The following is a 17,050-nucleotide window of genomic DNA, read 5'->3' as shown; positions in this document are numbered from 1 at the left end:
AGTAGATACACGAAGGCTGCGCTAAGACGCACCAGGCCGTCGTTTCGTGGCCTTCTCGTACTGCGGCGTAGCTTTTTGAGGCCGTTGAGTAGATTTTCTTTCATTTAGATACCCTTTTTGGGTCGTTGGGCACATTGCTGCGGCCACGTACTAAATGGATCATCGGCGTGGGCGGCATGGCGGGACGGCACGCCAGTCGTTAGCTGGCGGCCGTCTTCGCCATGCCGTCCCCCCGCGAACGCGGGGCCGCCGCTCGGCACATCGCCAGCCGTGTGGTTGGCTCGGGGCCAATCCCGCGAACGCGGGAACTGATATCGCGGTCGAGTCTAGGGCATCGACGAGCGTGCTCGTGACACCTAAGAGGCGAGAGATCGCTAGCCGCTGTGGTGGGCTCATTGACCCGTCAATAGGCTGCTAGATCTCATTGACGCACTTGTGAGCAGACCGCTAGGCGCTGTGGTCGGCGCATTGAGCAACAGGCGCGCCAGTATGTCGCCAGATGATCATTTTCGGCCTCAAGGGATCATTTCCTGTCTGGCCCCACTTGCCGTCGATTTGAGTTCTCGCAGATCAAACGGCGTCCAGAACTCGCCTGAGCAGCCGAGCTCGCCCTGGACGGGATCATGGTCGTCGACACTCGATGCCGGGTCGTGTCGGTGGTGACGGCTCGTGTCAGTGCGATTCCGTAAGGTGCCGGTGCTGTCGATGAAGGAGTGGTGCATGCCGGGCAAACCTGGCGACCTTGAGGGGAGTGTTGGCGAACTTGCCGCCGCCTTGGGCGTCTTATGGGGCAAATCCGCCAGCCGGGCCGGTGGTCGCGTCAACCTCCTGTTGTCGCATCTCCTGGACACGGCCGCGGTGGCGGAGTTGATCTGGGATCGGTTTCTCGCGCCGTCGACCCGTCGGTCGTTGGACGAACTCGCGGGAGGTTCCGACCTGGGGAAGCGCCTGTTCTGTTGGTTGTGTGGGGTGCATGATGTCGGCAAGGCCACGCCGCCTTTTCAGCAGATGGATCGTCAAGGGGCGCAAGCCGTGCAGATGGCTGGGCTCACGTGGCGGAAGCAGGTCCGCCCGGGCGACTGGCGCCATGATCGTGCTGGCGGTCGCGTGATCATCGACCAGCTCGATGACGCCGGCTGGGTACGGGAGCAGGTCGACTGGGTGTGGCCGCTGGTGGCCGGCCATCACGGGCTCTTCCCCGATGCTGGCGCTCTGGTCCTACGGGGTGGCAAGAGGGGGCTTTTCAACGGCGATCAGCCGTGGGAGACGGCTCAGCGGGCCTTGTTGGAGGCCGTTACCAGGGTGCTGGGGTTTGTCTCGGTGGCCGAGGTTCAGCCGGTGGGCGTGCCCTCCCGGGCGACGCAACTTCAGTTGAGCGGCCTGATCGTGATGGCGGACTGGATCGCCAGCGACGAGAAGCACTTTCGAGGAGTCGACGATCCGGCGTTGCTGGGGATGGATCTCGCCCGCGGGCGAGCCGCCGAGGCGTGGCGGGATTTGGGGTTGCGGGGTGGTTGGGGGAAGCTTCCCGTTCCCGGCCAGGGGGTGTTTCGTGAGCGCTTCGGGCAACAGCCCCGGCCCTCGCAGGCGATGGTCCTGCGGGCCGCGCACGCGATGGCGGCGCCGGGGTTGTTGATCGTGGAGGCGCCTATGGGGGAGGGGAAGACCAAGGCCGCACTCGGCGCGGCGGAGGTGCTGGCAGCGCGTTTCGGCGCGGACGGGGTGTTCATGGGGATGCCGACACAGGCAACCTGCGACCCGATGTTCACGCTGATGCGCGAGTGGGTGGGGAGCATCGACTCCGGACTCGATTCCCAGGTTGCGCTTTTACACGGCAAGAGCATGTTCAATCCCGAGTGGAAGGCGCTGCGTGAGGCCGGTGAGGATGCCGGGGGTGGGCGCTTCGCCGGTGTCGACGAGTTCGGTCTCGACTGCTGCGACGACCCCTACGGTGCAGGTGACGGAGAGACGATTGCTCAAGCGCTCGCCGGGTGGTTCCTGGGGCGTCATCGTGGGCTGTTGGCTCCCTTCGTCGTGGGCACGATCGATCAATTGCTGTTCGCTGCGACGCGTACCCGGCATGTGATGTTGCGGATGGCCGGGCTCGCGGGCAAGGTCGTCGTCCTCGACGAAGTCCATGCCGTGGATGTGTACATGTCGCAGTTCCTCCACGAGGCGATGCGTTGGCTGGGGCAGGCCGGTGTGCCGGTGGTGATGCTGTCCGCGACACTCGCTCCCCAGCAGCGGCGCGCATTGGTGGGTGCCTATCTCGCGGGTGCGTCTTCGCGGGCGGAGTGTGACCTCTCCGATTGGGTCGAGCCGCAGGGGTATCCGTGTACGACGTCGGCTTGGTGGGACGGTGACCAGCCGCGGTTCATGACGGACACATCGAGCGCGTGGCGCGAACTCCGTCCAGCCGACGGCAGACCCATTCCTGCGGTTCGGCTCGAAGTCCTGCCGGAGACGGTGGTGGGGACCGCCGAGGAGCTGTCGGTGGCGCAGAGTGCCGCGGACGCGGCGGTCACCGACCTCTTGGGAGAGCGGCTGGTCGACGGTGGCTGCGCATTGGTCATTCGCAACACCGTGGCTCGGGCCCAGTCCCTGACGGAGGCGCTGCGTGCGCGCTTCGATCACGCGGAAGTCCAGTTACTGCATGGGAGGTTGACCACGCAGGCCCGCGCCGATCGCACCCGCTCCGCCCTGGACGCCTTGGGCCCGGCGAGACCGTCCCACGTGCGTCCGGGCCGTTTGGTGTTGGTGGCCACGCAGTTGGCGGAGCAGTCCTTCGATGTGGACGCGGACCTGTTGATCACCGATCTGACGACTGCGGATCTGCAGTTGCAGCGGATCGGTCGGCTGCATCGCCACGTCGAGACGGCCAGGCCGGCACGACTGCGAAAGCCTTGCGTCGTGGTCACCGGGTTCGCCCCTTCCGATGCGGGACCGCCGGACTTGCCGGGCGCCTCCGAGGCGATCTACGGGCGTTGGCCACTGCTGCGTACTGCGGCGATGGTGGAGGACGCGGCGAGCGGTGACGGCTGGCGGATCCCGGTGCAGGTCCCGGAGTTGGTCGGCCGCGTCTACGACGGGGCACGCACAACGGTTTTCTCCACGTGGCGGTCGGCCGAGGACGAGGCTCGCCTGCGGTGGGAGCGAGACAGGTGCGAACGCGTCGACAAGGCGGCGCCTTTCCTGCTGACCAGGCTCGGTGAGCACGAGAACCCGACGTTGGACGGACTGCATTTCGCCGGAGCCCTGGACGGCGGTGAGCGCAGGCTGCAGGCGCTGGTGCGGGACGGGGAGCCCAGCGTCGAGGCCGTTCTCGTCGTCGGCGAGGAGGGCGGGTACCGCACGTTGGCGGGCCGCAAGCTGACGGTCAACGGTGACGTCGCGTCGGCGCTGCTCGACGAGGTGCTGGGGGCGACGGTGCGACTCTCAGGCGGCCAGAGCCGGGCGGCTCACAAGGAGTTGGCGCCGTTGCCCGGCTGGCTGGGCGATCCGTGGTTGCGATACAGCCCGGCTCTCGTCCTCGACGACGACGGGCGTGTGGAGTTCGGCGGATACGTCCTGCGATACGACTCGGTGCTGGGACTCGTACAGGAGATGGCGCCCGGTTTCACACAGCGTCCGAGTAACGGTTGAGTCGAGGGCCGAGGCCGGTTGGCGGCCCCGGCCGACTCGCCCCCGCGAACGCGGGGCCATCGGGCAGCCTGTGTCGGTGTCAGACACGGACACGGGTCATCCCCGCGATCAACGCGGGGCACTGCGAATTGTTGCATTCCGGCTCGAACTCCACGCCCGCTGTGCCAGAGTTTCTCTCCGGAGATCTTTCTTAGACATGGACAATTAAGGGCTATTTCGCGTGTTCACATTCAGCCTGGTAGACGATCCGTGGCTGTTCCTTCGGCCCAAAGACGGCGGTCCGCCCCGGATGCATACCGGGCGCGACGCCTTGATCGACGCTGTCGATTTTGAGGGCCTCGTCGTTTCCCTGCCGACCCAAGCTCCGGCCCTGTTGAGGCAGTTCCTGCTACCGATCGTGTGGGCAGCTCTCGGGCCGCCCGGCGGTCGCACCGGTTGGCTCACACGCTTTCGCGCCGGCGGGTTCACCCCCGAGGAGAAGAAGCGTCTCAACGACCACCTCGACGAACACCTGAGTCGATTCGACCTCTTCCACCCGCAGACCCCGTTCGCACAGGTCGCGGGGCTGCGCACGAGCAAAGACGAAACCAAGGGTTCCGCGCTGCTGGTGGCCACCGCCGCCACCGGAAACAACGTGCCGCTGTTCGCCTCGCGTACCGAGGGCGATCCACTGCCACTCACTCCCGCCGAAGCCGCTCACTGGCTGTTGCATACGCAGTGTTGGGACACGGCCGCGATCAAGACGGGTGCCGCCGGCGACGGCCAGGCGAAAGCGGGCAAGACGACCGGCAATCCCACCGGTCCGCTGGGGCAACTCGGTGTGGTCATGCCCACCGGTCGCAACCTGTACGAGACTCTCCTGCTCAACATGCCGTACCGCACCGGTGTGATCCCCGGCGACCAGGCTCAATGGGAACGCGCGCCTGCCGGGCCCACCTGGACCCTGCGGGCAGCCAAGGGCCTCCTGGACCTGTGGACCTGGCAGTCCCGTCGGATCCGACTCGTCCCCCAGGACACGGACACCGGAACTCGAGTCACCCGCGTCGTCATCACCGCGGGCGACCGGCTAAAGGAGATTCCCGACATCGAACCACACACCGCGTGGACGATCCCACCGGTGGGCAAGCAGGCCCGCGACAAAGGACCCTTGCGTCGACCCCGCCGGCATCAGCCCGGAAAGGCGGCCTGGCGCGGCTTGGACGCGCTCCTGGAATCAGAGCGCATGTCCGCCGGTGCCAGCAAGGCGTCCTCAGGCTTCGCGACCAGCGTGCTTGTGAGCCAACTTCGCGACCTCGACCGCGATCTGCCTGCGGACTACCCTGTCCAGCTCGAAATGACCGGCATCTCCTACGGGACGCAGTCGGCCGTCGTGGAGGACGTCCTGTTCGACACCATCCCGCTGCCGTTGGCGGCTCTCGCCTCGGACAGCCCGGCACGCGAGGCACTGCTCGAAGCCTGCGAACAGGCCGAGGAACTGGCCCGCGCGATCAATCACCTTTCGAGCGATCTGCGCCGTGCCGCCGGGGCCGATCCGATCTCCTGGGACAGGGGACAGCGACCGGGTGAACTGCTGCTGCATGCCCTGGATCCGCTGGTACGTCGACTGCTGTCGGGGCTGCGCAAGGCCGGCGATGATCACGACCTGGTCGAACGCGGCCTGCTCGCCTGGGAACAGTCGGCCTGGCGACACGCCGGCGACATCGCCGACCAGGTGGTGGGCGCGGCTGCGCCCGGCGCGTTCGCTGGTCGCGTCGTCGACGACAACGGCCGTGAGCGTACATATCGCCTGGCCACGGCCGACGACAACTTCCGCTTCCACCTGCGCCGTACGCTGACACGAGCCGTCGAGGCCGCCCGCCGGGACGCCGCGACACCCGAAGAGGACGACGATGCCTGACTCCGAACAGCGCGAGCGCTACTGGGACACCCGAATCGGAACCGACGGCCGCTGGCGCGCCGACCGCGCGACAGGCCGTGTGGGGCCACCGCCGGGCGCCGATCTCGCGGCGATGCGCAGCGGTCTCGGCCGCCCCGCAGGTGAAGCCTGGGCGATCTGGGCGTTCTGCGTGTCCGAGGTGGACGAGCGCCTGGCCCGGCAGGACCGGATGTCGGCGCAACAGCGCGCCGAACATGCGGCGTTGGCCCTGTACGGGCTGCACCAGCAGTCCCAGTCGACGCCGATGCACAAGGCCGGTGTACGCCCCGGTCAGGCGTTGCGCGCGTTGCGGGCGAGCGGCAAGTTCAGCGAACAGGCCGTCGACCGGCGCGTGGATGCCGCCGCCACAGCGGCGCGCCCCGAGGCACTGCGCATCCATCTGCGCGGCCTGATCACCCAACTGCGCACCGTGTCACTGCCATTGGACTACAACGCGTTGCTCGACGACCTGCGCGACTTCGAGCATCCGGACGGCCGGAACCGCGTACGGCGCCGCTGGGGGCGCGACTACTACGGCTGGAAGCCGGGCGCCGCCAAGGCGTGACGTCCGCACCCGCCACCCGCTCGTACGACCGATCCCCGGAGACTCCATGACCGTCACCCGTACATACATCGACGTCCACATCCTGCAGACCGTCCCGCCCGCCAACCTCAACCGCGATGACCAGGGCAACCCGAAGGAGGCCTACTTCGGCGGTGTTCGGCGTGCCCGTGTGTCCTCGCAGGCGTGGAAACGCGCGACCCGGATGCAGTTCGCCTCCCACCAGCCCGAGGGCGAACAGGGCACCCGAACCAAGCGCATGGCTGCCGAACTCGCCGGCCGTCTGGGCCGCACCGGCGTGGACCGTGAGCAGGCCCAGCGGCTCGCGACCGCCCTGCTCGTCCCACTGGGGGTCAAGCCGGGCAAGAAAGCCGGTGATACCGCCTACCTGCTGTTCTACGGCCACCGCCAGGTCGAGGACATCGTCGACCTGGTCGCGAATCAGGCGAAGGAGCTCGTCACGCTCGACGACGAAGCCCTGATCGAGGCCGTGAAGAACCTGCCCGTCGCGGAGAAACTCCGCACCGGACACCCGATGGACGTGGCCCTGTTCGGCCGCATGGTCGCCGACATCCCCTCGCTCAACGTGGACGCCGCCACCCAGGTCGCCCATGCGCTGTCCACACATGCCGTAGAACTCGAATTCGACTACTACACGGCGGTGGACGACCAGAACGCGGCCGACGAAACCGGCGCGAGCATGATCGGAACCGTCGGCTTCAACTCGGCCACGCTCTACCGATACGCCACGGTCGGGCTGCACCAACTCGAAGCCAACCTCGGTGACATCGACGCCGCCATCCAAGCCGTCGGACTGTTCGTGCAGGACTTCGCGCGCGCCGTTCCCTCCGGTCATCAGAACACGTTCGCCCACCGCACCCTGCCCAGCCTCGTCGCAGTCGCGATCCGCGGCGATCAGCCGGTGAACCTGGTCTCGGCGTTCGAGGAACCCGTACCCGGCACGGCCGGTATCGCCGCGGACTCGGCCGTGCGCTTCGCCGGCGAGTACACGCGGGTCACCCAGGCATGGGGCGGCCCGGACGACATCACCGTGTGCCATACCTTCGACCCCAAGTCCCCGGCCGGGATGCGGCTCGCCGAGGTCTTCGGCGACGCGAAGGCGTTCCCGACGCTCCTGACCGAACTCGCGGGTCGGCTCCAGACGAGGAAAGACGGATGAGTACCGCCGACCGCCGAGTACTGCTGCTGCGCCTGGCCGGGCCCATGCAGTCCTGGGGCGACCGCAGCGCCTTCAACCGACGCGAGACCCGCCCCGAACCGACGAAGTCCGGGATCGTGGGCCTGCTCGCCGCCGCCGCGGGCCGTCGGCGCGAGGCGTGCATCGCCGACCTCGCCGGGCTCCGCCTTGGGGTACGAGTGGACCAGGCGGGTTCACTCCTGCGCGACTACCACACCGTCAGTGACTATCGCGGGCTGCCGCTGCCCCAGGCCGCAGTGTCCGCCAAAGGCGTCCAGAAGCTCACATCGCCCGCCAAGCACACGCACGTCACACAGCGCTTCTACCTCCAGGACGCCGTCTTCCTGGCCGGTGTCGAAGGCCCCGGCGACCTGATCACCACACTCGCGAAAGCCGTCGCCGCACCGGCCTTCCCCCTTGCCCTCGGCCGACGATCGTGTGTACCCACGCAGCCTGTCAATCTCGGATCACGGGACGCGGACCTGGAGCGGGCCCTGTCCGAAGAGGTCTGGCAGGTGAGCGACCACGCTCGCAAGCGCCTCGCGCGCAAGGGGCGCCCCGCCACCGTTCAACTCTCGGCGACCTTCGAGGACCCCGACGGCGACGACGTCGCCCACGACCAACCGGTGTCGTTCGACCCGCTACGACGTGCTTTCACCAGCCGCCGCATTCGACACGACTGGTTGACCGTGCCCTCCGGCTTCGCCCATCCCGATCCGCAGGCCGACATCGCCGACCACGACCCATTCGCTCTCCTGGACTGGTGAACGACATGCCCTACCTCTCCCGAGTCCGGCTCAACCCGTTGCGCGGCGAGAGCCGGAAACTCCTGGCCAACCCTCGCGCCATGCACGGCGCCGTGCTGGGCGGCGTCGCCGATCGACCCACCGGAGAACGCGTTTTGTGGCGGCTGGACGCGGACAACCCCCGGCGGCCGATGCTCTTCGTGCTTACCGAATCCAGGCCCGACTGGACCCACGTCGTCGAACGCGCGGGCTGGCCCGACGCGGAGGGGGAACACGCGGCCGTACGCGACTACGCCCCGCTGCTCGCGCGGATCGCGACCGGCCGGGAATTCGCGTTCCGACTGACCGCCAACCCTGTACAGAACACGAGCACGCCCAACGCACCGTCCACGATCCAGGACAAGCGCAAGGCGGAGGTGCGGGTCCGGTCGTTTCGCATCGGGCACCGCACTGTCGCCGATCAGCTCACGTGGTTCCTCAAGCGTGCCGAGGGATGGGGGTTCGCCGTTCCCGAGGCGCGAACGGACCCGGCCGCACCCGGATTCGATCCCCCCCAAGATGCCGTGCCCGCGCGGGAGGTACGCATCATCGCCCGTCACCGTCAGTCGTTCGGCAAGGGTGGCCGCGGCACACCGCCCGTCGTCCTGAACACGGCCACGTTCGAAGGACGCTTGCGAGTCACCGACGCGAGCTTGTTCACCCAACGACTCCTCGCCGGCCTCGGCCCCGGGAAAGCCTACGGATGCGGACTGCTGACCCTCGCCGCGCTGCCGGAAAGGCCCTGAACGGTGCCCGACATCTGGTGGAAGGCCCACCCGCACGACCTGCACCGGCTGGCTGACCGCGTATCCAGCGTGTACGTCGAACGCAGTCATGTCGATCGCGACGACAACGCCGTGGTGATCATCAACAAACGCGAGACCGTGCGAGTCCCGGCCGCGATGATCGCCGTCATGCTCCTCGGGCCCGGGACGCGCGTCACCCACCAGGCCATCGCGGTGCTGGCCGATTCCGGGACGGCCGTCTGCTGGGTCGGCGAGCGCGGCGTAAGGCTGTACGCCACTGGCATCGGCCCGCACGAGGCGCGGGCCTGCTGCACCGACAGGCGTGGTTGGTCACGCGCCCCAAAGAACGGCTGGCGGTGGCACGCGCGATGTACGGCATGCGCTTCCCCGGCGAAGACGTGTCAAAGGCGACCATGCAGATGCTGCGCGGGCGCGAGGGGAGGAGGCTGCGAGACGTATACAAGGCGCAGTCGCAGCGAACCGGCGTGCCCTGGAAACGCCGCGAGTATCGAGCGGGAGACGCGTTCGCGGCCGGTGACGACGTCAACAGGCTGATCTCGGCGGCCAACGCGGCGCTGTACGGTATCAGCCACGCCGTCATCGTCGGCTTGGGCGCCAGTCCCGGGCTGGGGTTCGTCCACTCGGGTACCGCGACGTCTTTCGTGCAGGACATCGCGGACCTCTACAAGGTCGAGTACTCGGTTCCGTTGGCCTTCGACCTGGCCGCGCGAGGGCTCGTGGACGAACGCGACGCGAGAGTGGGCCTTCGGGAGCTGATCGTGCGCGACAAGCTGCTCGGGCGGATCGTCGACGACGTCAAGTCCCTGCTGTCGCCCGAAGGAACGGAGATCCATCCCGGACATCGAGACCAACGAACTGTGGGACGAGCGCGTGGGAACCGTGGCGGGCGGGGTCAACTACGGTGACGACGACACGTCGGACCTCGTTCGTCAGGCCTCGATGGGGGAGGACCACATCGCGGTAGTGGGCCCGGAGTTCGACACGGAGTCCTCGACGCAAGGCGGCACCCGGTGACGGTGATCGTGCTCATCGCCGCGCCCGAAGGGCTCCGCGGCCACCTCACCCGCTGGATGGTCGAGGTCAACGCCGGTGTCTTCGTCGGCACTCCGAGCCGCCGCATACGCGACCGCCTCTGGCAGTTGCTCTCGGATCGCATCCGGGACGGGCAAGCGGTGATGGCCGAGCCCGCAGACAATGAGCAGGGCTGGGCCGTGCGCACAGCAGGACGCGAACGCTGGCGCCCGACGGACTTCGACGGCTTGATCCTGTCGGCACGACCGGGGCGATGACGGGATATCGAGGCCATCAGTAGCGTGATGCAACTAAATGAAATGCGCATTACTCCCTGGTAGAGAACCAGGTCAGGGTCGGCCTCGCACCCGCGGGGATGGTCCCGGCGGCGGCTGGCTCGCCGCACCGCCCGTCACGTCGGCCCCGCACCCGCGGGGATGCTCCCCGCGTCGCCGTCAACCCCGCGTTGAGGGGCATGTCGGCCCCGCACCCGCGGGGATGGTCCGCTGTGGCGGGAAGCCTACGCCCTGCTATCAGGGTCGGCCCAGCACCCGCGGGGATGGTCCCGTGACCGACACCCGTCACTGGGTGCTGTTCGAGTCGGCCCCGCACCCGCGGGGATGGTCCTCGCACCCGGGCGTAGTTGCCGGTGGGGACCGAGTCGGCCCCGCACCCGCGGGGATAGTCCCACGTGGCTCACCCCGACGACCCCCGTGCCGTAGTCGGCCCTGCACCCGCGGGGATGGTCCCCCGAACACCTTCACGCCGGGTGGCCAACTCCGGTCGGCCCCGCACCCGCGGGGATGGTCCCCGAATCCGCCGACACGCGAGCGGGCGCGGGCGGTCGGCCCCGCACCCGCAGGGATGGTCCCGGGGGCGAGACCATTTGGACCAACACCACGAAGTCGGCCCCGCACCCGCGGGGATGGTCCCGTCATCGCGCCCGTGCCGACCAGGTCGAACGGGTCGGCCCCGCACCTGCGGGGATGGTCCCGCGTCCGGTGATGGTGCCGGAGAGCGCTTCGACGGACTTGACGTCGCAGCCTATCCAGAGGCGGGTGCCCGCTCAGGGGACGACGTCGATGTGTACGACGTGGGTCGCGCGACCAGCGTGCCCGAGCCTGCCGTGGAGGATCGGCGAGCCGGGAACACGAAGAGGTCACTTTTGATGGCCGGTCCTCCGGGGGCGCCCCTCCTGCCCGGCGCGAGCGGCTCGAAAGGCGGGCAAACACTGATACAGAGTGATACCGCCGTCACCGAGTCCGTGGGCGAAGGCCTGGTACTCCCAACTTAGACTGTTGTTGGGAACGTCCACGTCTTCTGCCCGATCCGGTGAGGAGAGGTCCGTCACATGCACGAACGGGGCGATTTCGGGGGCATCCAGGGAGGTCAGCAAGTTACGAAGGAAGAGCCCGCATTGCTCCCCGTCCACGGCATGGCGGCCTCCGTCTGCAATGTGAGGCCGATCAACCCGCGGTCGTGGAGGGCCAGGAACGGCACCAGTTGGCCGGGGACGCGGGCTGCCACCCACGAGAAGTCCCTGGTACTGACGCGGGCCCCGGGGACGAGAGCTGTGACCAGCGTTGCCAGAGACCATTCGACGAATGAAGCGAGTTCGCGGTCTCGGAAGATGACCACCGCCTCGTCCGCGTGCGCGAGGGCGGCGCCGCGGAGTATGTCGGACCACCGGTCGCCGGCGCGGAGCCACGCGTCACGCACGGCGGCAACGAAACCGTCCGGTCCGTTCTTCTCGTCATGGGTGGCTTCCTCGGCTTCTTGAGCGGCCAGTGCAGCGGTCGCGCTCTCGGGGGATCTCCCGGCGGCAACCTCGCCCAACCAGAAGGGGATCGCGTCACGTCCGGCATGGGACCCGATGCGGAACGGGGCCGTGAGTGGGCGAGCGGTGAACTCCTCTTCGACGACCGTGACGAACTCGCGGAACCTGGGCTTGTGGCGATGATGGGCGTCTCGGCCGGTCAGGATCCAGGATGCCGCGAGCATGAGGGGCACCCTCGGCCGAAGAGCCTCGTTCACCGTGCTCGCGATCTCGGTTCGTTCATCACGACAGCGATTCCGCAAGGGAGCCAGGAGCGCGGTCCCCGGTCCGGATCGGTTTCCGAGGGTCGAGAATGTCGTGTCGAGGGCTGTGTGCGCCGACAGGTCGAGGTTCTCCGGTCCGAGTCCGGCGTATTTGCGGGTCACCGCGTCGAATCGCAGCAGGGCGTCGGCCTCTTGGCGGTATGCGCCGAGTTCGCCGACGGGTGCGCAGTGTAGGTGTTCGGGCAGGTTCAGGTCGGCCAGTGAGCCTTCGTGGGGTTGACCATGGGACTCGTGCCGGAAGGCCGTGCGCAACGATGGGCAGTCGCGATTCCCGTGCCACTTCGTTCCCGTACGACTTCCGTACACGGTCAACTCGATGCCCGCCCAGGGCCCGAGAGGAATGTCGGCCAACGAGAGACGACCGTCGTCCGAGCCGTCCTGCCTCTGTTTCGGGTTCGGCAGGGCCACGAGATGCCGGGCTTCCGGGCCGGGCGTCGAGGTATGCGTCATTTGAGCCCACCAGGACGACTTGCCGTGGATGGAGCGGAGAGCGACTTGTATGCCTTGGTGCGGGCTTGGACGAGATGGGTCACGCCTCAAAGGCTGCACCACAGAGGGGTCGGCAGTCCCGCGAGTGCGGTATTTCGCCATGCGAGCCGCGATTGTGACCGATGCGCTGCGACAGGCTGCCGGTCACGGTGTGACGTGCTCCGGGAAGAATCTGGTGTTCAGGATCGCGAGTGTGGTGGCGTTGGTCAGTCGGCAGATCGGAAGCTGCAGGGCGAACATGCCCCTGTCCCAGACGGCTTCGGCTCGGTCGAACGTCTTGAGCCAGCGCACTGGCAGTACGTACTCGGCGACGTCGGGGTCGTTCTCGTCGCCGGGGTGGCGGTACTTTCCCACGAGTTGCTGATCGGCCAGGCGCACCGTCCCGTCCCCGAGAACGGCCTCGGCAAACGTTGTCGGCTCACCGCACACTTCGCCGATACCCACGTACCCGAGTTTCGGGATGTGGAGGTTGATCCGCTGTCCCGGCCGCGGTCGGCGCAGTCCCTGGGAGTACCACTTGCCGCCGCCGGCGGAGATGAACCCGAACCTGCGGGCGTCGTCCCACGATCGGGTGCCGCCTTCCTCGCCCATCGCGGAGTACCAGTCGACGCCGTTCCAGGGCTCGCGCGTCGCGGACTTGCCGACGCGGGGGGCAGGTACGGATTCGGCTTCGTCGCGCAGCCAGGTTCGGGCGAGGTAACGGCGGTCGTCGTCCTCGTAGTAGTGGAACGAGACGGCGTTGACCGGTACACCGAGATCCGCGAGATAGCCGACGATCCGCTCGGTGGCCTCGTCCAGGCGCGCCGCGACGATCGTCACGCGATGTGCCGCGTTCAGCTCCTCGGGCGCGGACGTGCCGAACCGTTCCTCGAACGCGGCCTCGAACGTCGTGTGGCCGCCGCGATAGGCGGCGAACAGCTTCAGGATCTGCGTGTGGGAAAGCGTCGCCGCCCACGACGCGTAGTCCAGCGCCTGGGCGATCACCTCTCGCGCTCCTCGGTCGCGCTTCAGCTCCAGGACGCGCAGACCACCCTCCTCGTCCACGGCGAGGAGATCGACGAACCCTCCGTGGGCGGTGGGTACCTGACGCCCGATCAGCAGGACGGGTTCACCGAGGACGTCTGGCTCTGCCTCGATCACATCCTCGAGATCGCGCTCCAGAGGCATCCTCGCCGACCGCAGGCGCTCTGGCCGTCCCCCGTCGTCCATCCGCCATATCGCGATCTCGGTTGGCATGTCCCCCCAGCCCGTCGAAATGCCTGCCGTACAACGCAACTACCCGTTGCCATGCATTGTTCCGACGCCAGCTTCCCGATGTCACGACCGGGTACGTTCAGGTCGTCGCGGGGATGCCTCCCCATGACGCGTGTCCCCGGAAAAGCGACTGCCAGGTCATCTCCCCTGAACGACCTTGCGGACACCCTCAGGGAGGTCTTGCGGTCCATCATGGCAGCGGTTATCAAGGGCGGCGACGGCATGCAGGACGCGGAGGGTGGGCCATTGATCCCGACAGCCATCTGTCTAGCGCACTCCTTGAGACCCGGGGCAGGGTCAAGGGCAGCATGGGCCACGTAGATCACGGGCTCCAGGTACTCGTCGTTACCGGGGTACGACGCTCCTGCCGCGGCCTGAAGCGGCGTATGGCCTCCGCTGAGTCTGAAGACGGAAACGGGGCGTACTGCGGACATGCTCGTGCGTGAGGGGGTGTCCCCTCGAAGGTGGCCGGGCCAAGGGGAGACGAGCGGACGACGGACAGTTCGGAGAAGTGTTTGGTGATCGCACCACTGGCGGGCGCGGTGGCATCGTGGGCGTTCACCGGGTAGACGGTGATACGGGGTCTGACGTCCGCGGTTGTCGTTCCAGGCCCGGATTCGGTCGCACATGCGTTGGGCGAGGTCGTGCCCCCTGGGCCGTGGGCATGGGCGTCAAGCTCCCAGCGTGTGGGGCCTCATTTGCCGTCTTCGCGGCGCACCTGAAGTAGGCGAGGGAGGGGGCGCTGCGGGATGCGATGGCCGGTGTGCAGAGGCCGGAGTCGACGGCGGTGAGGTCGGCCACGATTCGGCAGGTGCCGGGCGCGGACGCTGCCAGGCGCAGCCGGACTCCGTCAAAGGATTCGCTGGCGACGACGAATACGTCGGACCACACGGTGTGCCGGGGTTGGGCCGAGGACTCCGGTGAGGTGGTGGAGGGAGGGGCCGGTATGCCCATGTGCCGAGCAGGGCCCGCCCCGGCGATCTCGCGGACGATGTACTCGTCGGGCTCTTCGCTGAGCTCCAGGCGTCCGTCGGGGAGTTCCCACTCCTGGCATTCGTTGCACAGGACCAGGACGCGGTCTTCGTGGTCGACGATCACGTCCTTGACCGAGACGGGCCAGGTAGAGAAACGGGCCTGGGGTGGTCCGGGCACGGAACGGAACCTGGCAAGGGACGGGGTGAATCCTGCTACGGGCGGGATGCAGATGATGCTGCCCGTACTGGCGAAAGAATCACATAGCGGAATCACACAGCTGCCAGCGTGCAGCGCCCGGGCACGCACTGCCGCAGGCCGCAGACAACGTGCGCGTGGCGGTGCCGCAACTTCCCTACGGATCGTAGGCTTTGGGGATGGCGAAAACCGCGGAGCCCAAGTACGGCGGCTTGATCTTCGACTTCTTCGGGGTCTTGACCTTCAATATGGTCGAGGTGATCTCCTCCTTCGAGGATCGGGAGAAGATCGCGCGGGGGACGTTCCTTCGTGGCTGGGCCGACCCGCGAGGGCAGGAGCTTTTCCGGCAGCTCGAGCTCGGCGCGATCAGCCAGAGCGACTGGAACGAGGGGTTTGGCGCCCTGATCGACGTCGCGCCTCAAAACCTGCTCGCCCGCTATCTCCACGATGCCTTCCCGGCCTACCACGTGCTCAAAGTGGCGCGGCAGGCGCGGGCCGCCGGGATTAAGACCGCGGTGTTGTCGAACAGTCTCGGGCGGGAACCGTACGACCCTTATGCGGGGTTCGACCTTCACAACACCTTCGACGAGGTGGTGTTCTCCGCGGATCACGGAGTGCGCAAGCCCGATCCCGCCATTTTTCACCTGGTGCTCGACAAGCTCGGTGTGCCGGCCGGGCGATGCTTGTTCGTCGACGACAGTGAAGGGAATCTCGCTGCCGCGTACAGGCTCGGCATCACGCCGCTGTTGGCACTGGACGAAAAGGTCGTGGCCTCCCGTCTGCGGGAAATGCTCGGTCTACCCGACCTGTAGGAATTCGCGTACGGCTGCGTGCGCGGTGTGTGTCGCCAGCTGGTTGCGAAGTCCCTTCAGTTCGGAGGCCGAGCGCGCGGAGTCCACCGAGCCGAGGCATCGGGCTGCGTGGCGCGCTTTGGTGATCGCGGCGTCCAGGTCGTGCATGGCAAGGTGCGCTTCGGCGGCACGGGCCAGGTAGATGGCGTGGGTTCGCGGGTATTCGTCGTCGCCGGGGTACGACGCTTCCGTGGCGGCCTCGAAGCGGCGTACCGCCTCGGCCGGGTCGCCGAGTTGCAGGGCGGCCGAACCGGCGATCATCTCGATCTCGCCGTAGTCCACCCAATAGAGGGTCTTCGGATCGTCGTCGTGAGTTCCTTTGTCCAATGCGGCACGAGCGACCTCGAGTTGGTGCGCGCACTCCCTTTTGGCGCCGGTCTTCGACAGTGCCCGAGCGGTGCGGGCGGCCAGCATCGCGTGCATGCGCGGAGTCGCCTTCCACCGCACCTGTTCTTGCGCCGTCTCCAAGAGCGACAATGCCCGGCCCGCCTGCCCGGGAGTGGAGTAGCACTGGACTGCGGCGAATGAGAGCGCGTACGCGCCGCTGATCGGATCCCGGGCTTCGGCGGAGGCTCGGAGGGAAGCGTCGAAGAAGCGCTGGGCGATGCCGGGGTGGCCTTGGTCGAACGCGTTCCACGCCACCTGCCGAGCCGCTTCGGACGCCGTGGAGTACAGGTGCTCCACGGTCGATGCGTCGTAGCGACCCGACTTGATCAGTTTCACGATCAATGTCAGTTCGCCACGCGCCAGTTGACACACCTCGCCGCTTCCGAGTTCGTCGTCGAGATGCCTCAAGTGATCAAGACGGCTGTCCACATGTGCCAACAGCGCCGGGCCGCTGGGGAGGTTCGTGGGTGTCCTGGTTGTCCGGATCGGCTCCAGGGCTTTGGACCAACTGTTCGTCGAAACGGAAAGCGCCGCCCCGGCCGTCAGGAAACCTCTGCGATCCACGCTGCTTCCATTCAACAGTTCGGCGAGAACCGCCAGGCTCTCCGGCCGGTCCCACGGCACGTCCCTGCCGATCGTCGAACCGGTTTCGTGGAGCGCCGCCGCAAAGGTGCCGCCGGTGCGCAGCACCCTGTCGTAGGCGGCGGCGACGGCGGCGGTCACCGACCGGTTCCCGTTCTCAACGTTGCGCAGGTACGCCTCGCCGAACCCCGCTTCACGTGCGAGCCTCGCCCAAACCATGCCGGATGCCCTGCGTGCTTCCCGCATGGCGTCACGAAGCTGTTCGGGCATCGAGGACAGCCTCTCCCTGCTTGGGATCGGTGCTGGATCGGGCCACGCCATTGTCTCCGGTTCGGTG

Annotated in this window: 11 protein-coding genes and 1 pseudogene; 9 read left to right on the top strand and 3 right to left on the bottom strand. The window is 67.6% G+C overall.

The genetic code is table 11. From position 1 onward, the window contains the following. Positions 1-705 precede the first annotated feature (705 nt). The 8 genes and pseudogenes from cas3 to cas2e all read left to right on the top strand — a co-directional run bounded on the left by cas3 (position 706) and on the right by cas2e (position 10,158). Positions 706-3,642: a CRISPR-associated helicase Cas3' gene (cas3, locus tag ACFRCG_RS07515; protein ID WP_380029922.1), complete on the top strand. Its 2,937-nt coding sequence runs from the start codon at positions 706-708 to the stop codon at positions 3,640-3,642. 220 nt (positions 3,643-3,862) lie between these two features. After that, complete coding sequence (gene casA / locus ACFRCG_RS07510) at positions 3,863-5,539, top strand: type I-E CRISPR-associated protein Cse1/CasA (RefSeq protein WP_380029782.1); 1,677 nt, start codon at positions 3,863-3,865, stop codon at positions 5,537-5,539. Next, the gene (gene casB / locus ACFRCG_RS07505; RefSeq protein WP_380029780.1) at positions 5,532-6,122 is read left to right on the top strand and encodes a type I-E CRISPR-associated protein Cse2/CasB; all 591 of its coding nucleotides are present in this window, start codon (positions 5,532-5,534) and stop codon (positions 6,120-6,122) included. Before casA ends, casB begins: the two co-directional genes overlap by 8 nt. Before the next feature lie 46 nt (positions 6,123-6,168). After that, positions 6,169-7,299 carry a type I-E CRISPR-associated protein Cas7/Cse4/CasC gene (cas7e, locus tag ACFRCG_RS07500; protein WP_380029778.1) on the top strand — a complete coding sequence of 377 codons (1,131 nt, stop codon included), beginning with the start codon at positions 6,169-6,171 and terminating at the stop codon, positions 7,297-7,299. Beyond that, positions 7,296-8,084: a type I-E CRISPR-associated protein Cas5/CasD gene (gene cas5e, locus ACFRCG_RS07495; protein ID WP_380029776.1), complete on the top strand. Its 789-nt coding sequence runs from the start codon at positions 7,296-7,298 to the stop codon at positions 8,082-8,084. Before cas7e ends, cas5e begins: the two co-directional genes overlap by 4 nt. Before the next feature lie 5 nt (positions 8,085-8,089). Then, a complete protein-coding gene (gene cas6e / locus ACFRCG_RS07490) occupies positions 8,090-8,848 on the top strand; it encodes a type I-E CRISPR-associated protein Cas6/Cse3/CasE (RefSeq protein WP_380029921.1) in 759 nt (252 codons plus the stop codon). 3 nt (positions 8,849-8,851) lie between these two features. Then, positions 8,852-9,883: pseudogene (gene cas1e / locus ACFRCG_RS07485) on the top strand (type I-E CRISPR-associated endonuclease Cas1e). Then, entirely contained in the window at positions 9,880-10,158 is a 279-nt protein-coding gene (cas2e, locus tag ACFRCG_RS07480; RefSeq protein WP_380029774.1) for a type I-E CRISPR-associated endoribonuclease Cas2e, read from the top strand. The pseudogene cas1e and the gene cas2e overlap by 4 nt, the downstream one beginning before the upstream one ends. A gap of 1,111 nt (positions 10,159-11,269) precedes the next feature. Here cas2e and ACFRCG_RS07475 read toward each other — a convergent pair. After that, positions 11,270-12,430: a hypothetical protein gene (locus ACFRCG_RS07475; protein ID WP_380029771.1), complete on the bottom strand. Its 1,161-nt coding sequence runs from the start codon at positions 12,428-12,430 to the stop codon at positions 11,270-11,272. A gap of 183 nt (positions 12,431-12,613) precedes the next feature. Then, a complete protein-coding gene (locus tag ACFRCG_RS07470) occupies positions 12,614-13,636 on the bottom strand; it encodes an endonuclease NucS domain-containing protein (protein WP_380029769.1) in 1,023 nt (340 codons plus the stop codon). A gap of 1,436 nt (positions 13,637-15,072) precedes the next feature. Between ACFRCG_RS07470 and ACFRCG_RS07465 the strand changes: the two genes are divergently transcribed. Continuing rightward, the gene (locus ACFRCG_RS07465) at positions 15,073-15,705 is read left to right on the top strand and encodes an HAD-IA family hydrolase (protein ID WP_380029767.1); all 633 of its coding nucleotides are present in this window, start codon (positions 15,073-15,075) and stop codon (positions 15,703-15,705) included. On the opposite strand, the gene ACFRCG_RS07460 is transcribed toward ACFRCG_RS07465, so the two are convergent. Next, the gene (locus ACFRCG_RS07460) at positions 15,691-16,983 is read right to left on the bottom strand and encodes a helix-turn-helix domain-containing protein (protein WP_380029765.1); all 1,293 of its coding nucleotides are present in this window, start codon (positions 16,981-16,983) and stop codon (positions 15,691-15,693) included. The two genes, ACFRCG_RS07465 and ACFRCG_RS07460, sit on opposite strands and share 15 nt — an antisense overlap. Positions 16,984-17,050 lie beyond the last annotated feature (67 nt).

This window comes from Embleya sp. NPDC056575 (genome assembly GCF_042793325.1).
Classification (GTDB): domain Bacteria; phylum Actinomycetota; class Actinomycetes; order Streptomycetales; family Streptomycetaceae; genus Embleya.
Note: the sequence above shows the minus strand (reverse complement) of the source record. Positions and strands in the feature narration are given on the sequence as shown.

Bases quoted from the DNA above. Each gene is read 5' to 3' on its own strand.
- ACFRCG_RS07475 (WP_380029771.1), bottom strand. From the start codon at position 12,430: ATGACGCATACCTCGACGCCCGGCCCGGAAGCCCGGCATCTCGTGGCC.
- cas6e (WP_380029921.1), top strand. From the start codon at position 8,090: ATGCCCTACCTCTCCCGAGTCCGGCTCAACCCGTTGCGCGGCGAGAGC.
- casB (WP_380029780.1), top strand. From the start codon at position 5,532: ATGCCTGACTCCGAACAGCGCGAGCGCTACTGGGACACCCGAATCGGA.
- ACFRCG_RS07465 (WP_380029767.1), top strand. From the start codon at position 15,073: ATGGCGAAAACCGCGGAGCCCAAGTACGGCGGCTTGATCTTCGACTTC.
- cas7e (WP_380029778.1), top strand. From the start codon at position 6,169: ATGACCGTCACCCGTACATACATCGACGTCCACATCCTGCAGACCGTC.
- cas5e (WP_380029776.1), top strand. From the start codon at position 7,296: ATGAGTACCGCCGACCGCCGAGTACTGCTGCTGCGCCTGGCCGGGCCC.
- cas3 (WP_380029922.1), top strand. From the start codon at position 706: ATGAAGGAGTGGTGCATGCCGGGCAAACCTGGCGACCTTGAGGGGAGT.
- ACFRCG_RS07470 (WP_380029769.1), bottom strand. From the start codon at position 13,636: ATGCCTCTGGAGCGCGATCTCGAGGATGTGATCGAGGCAGAGCCAGAC.
- ACFRCG_RS07460 (WP_380029765.1), bottom strand. From the start codon at position 16,983: ATGCCCGAACAGCTTCGTGACGCCATGCGGGAAGCACGCAGGGCATCC.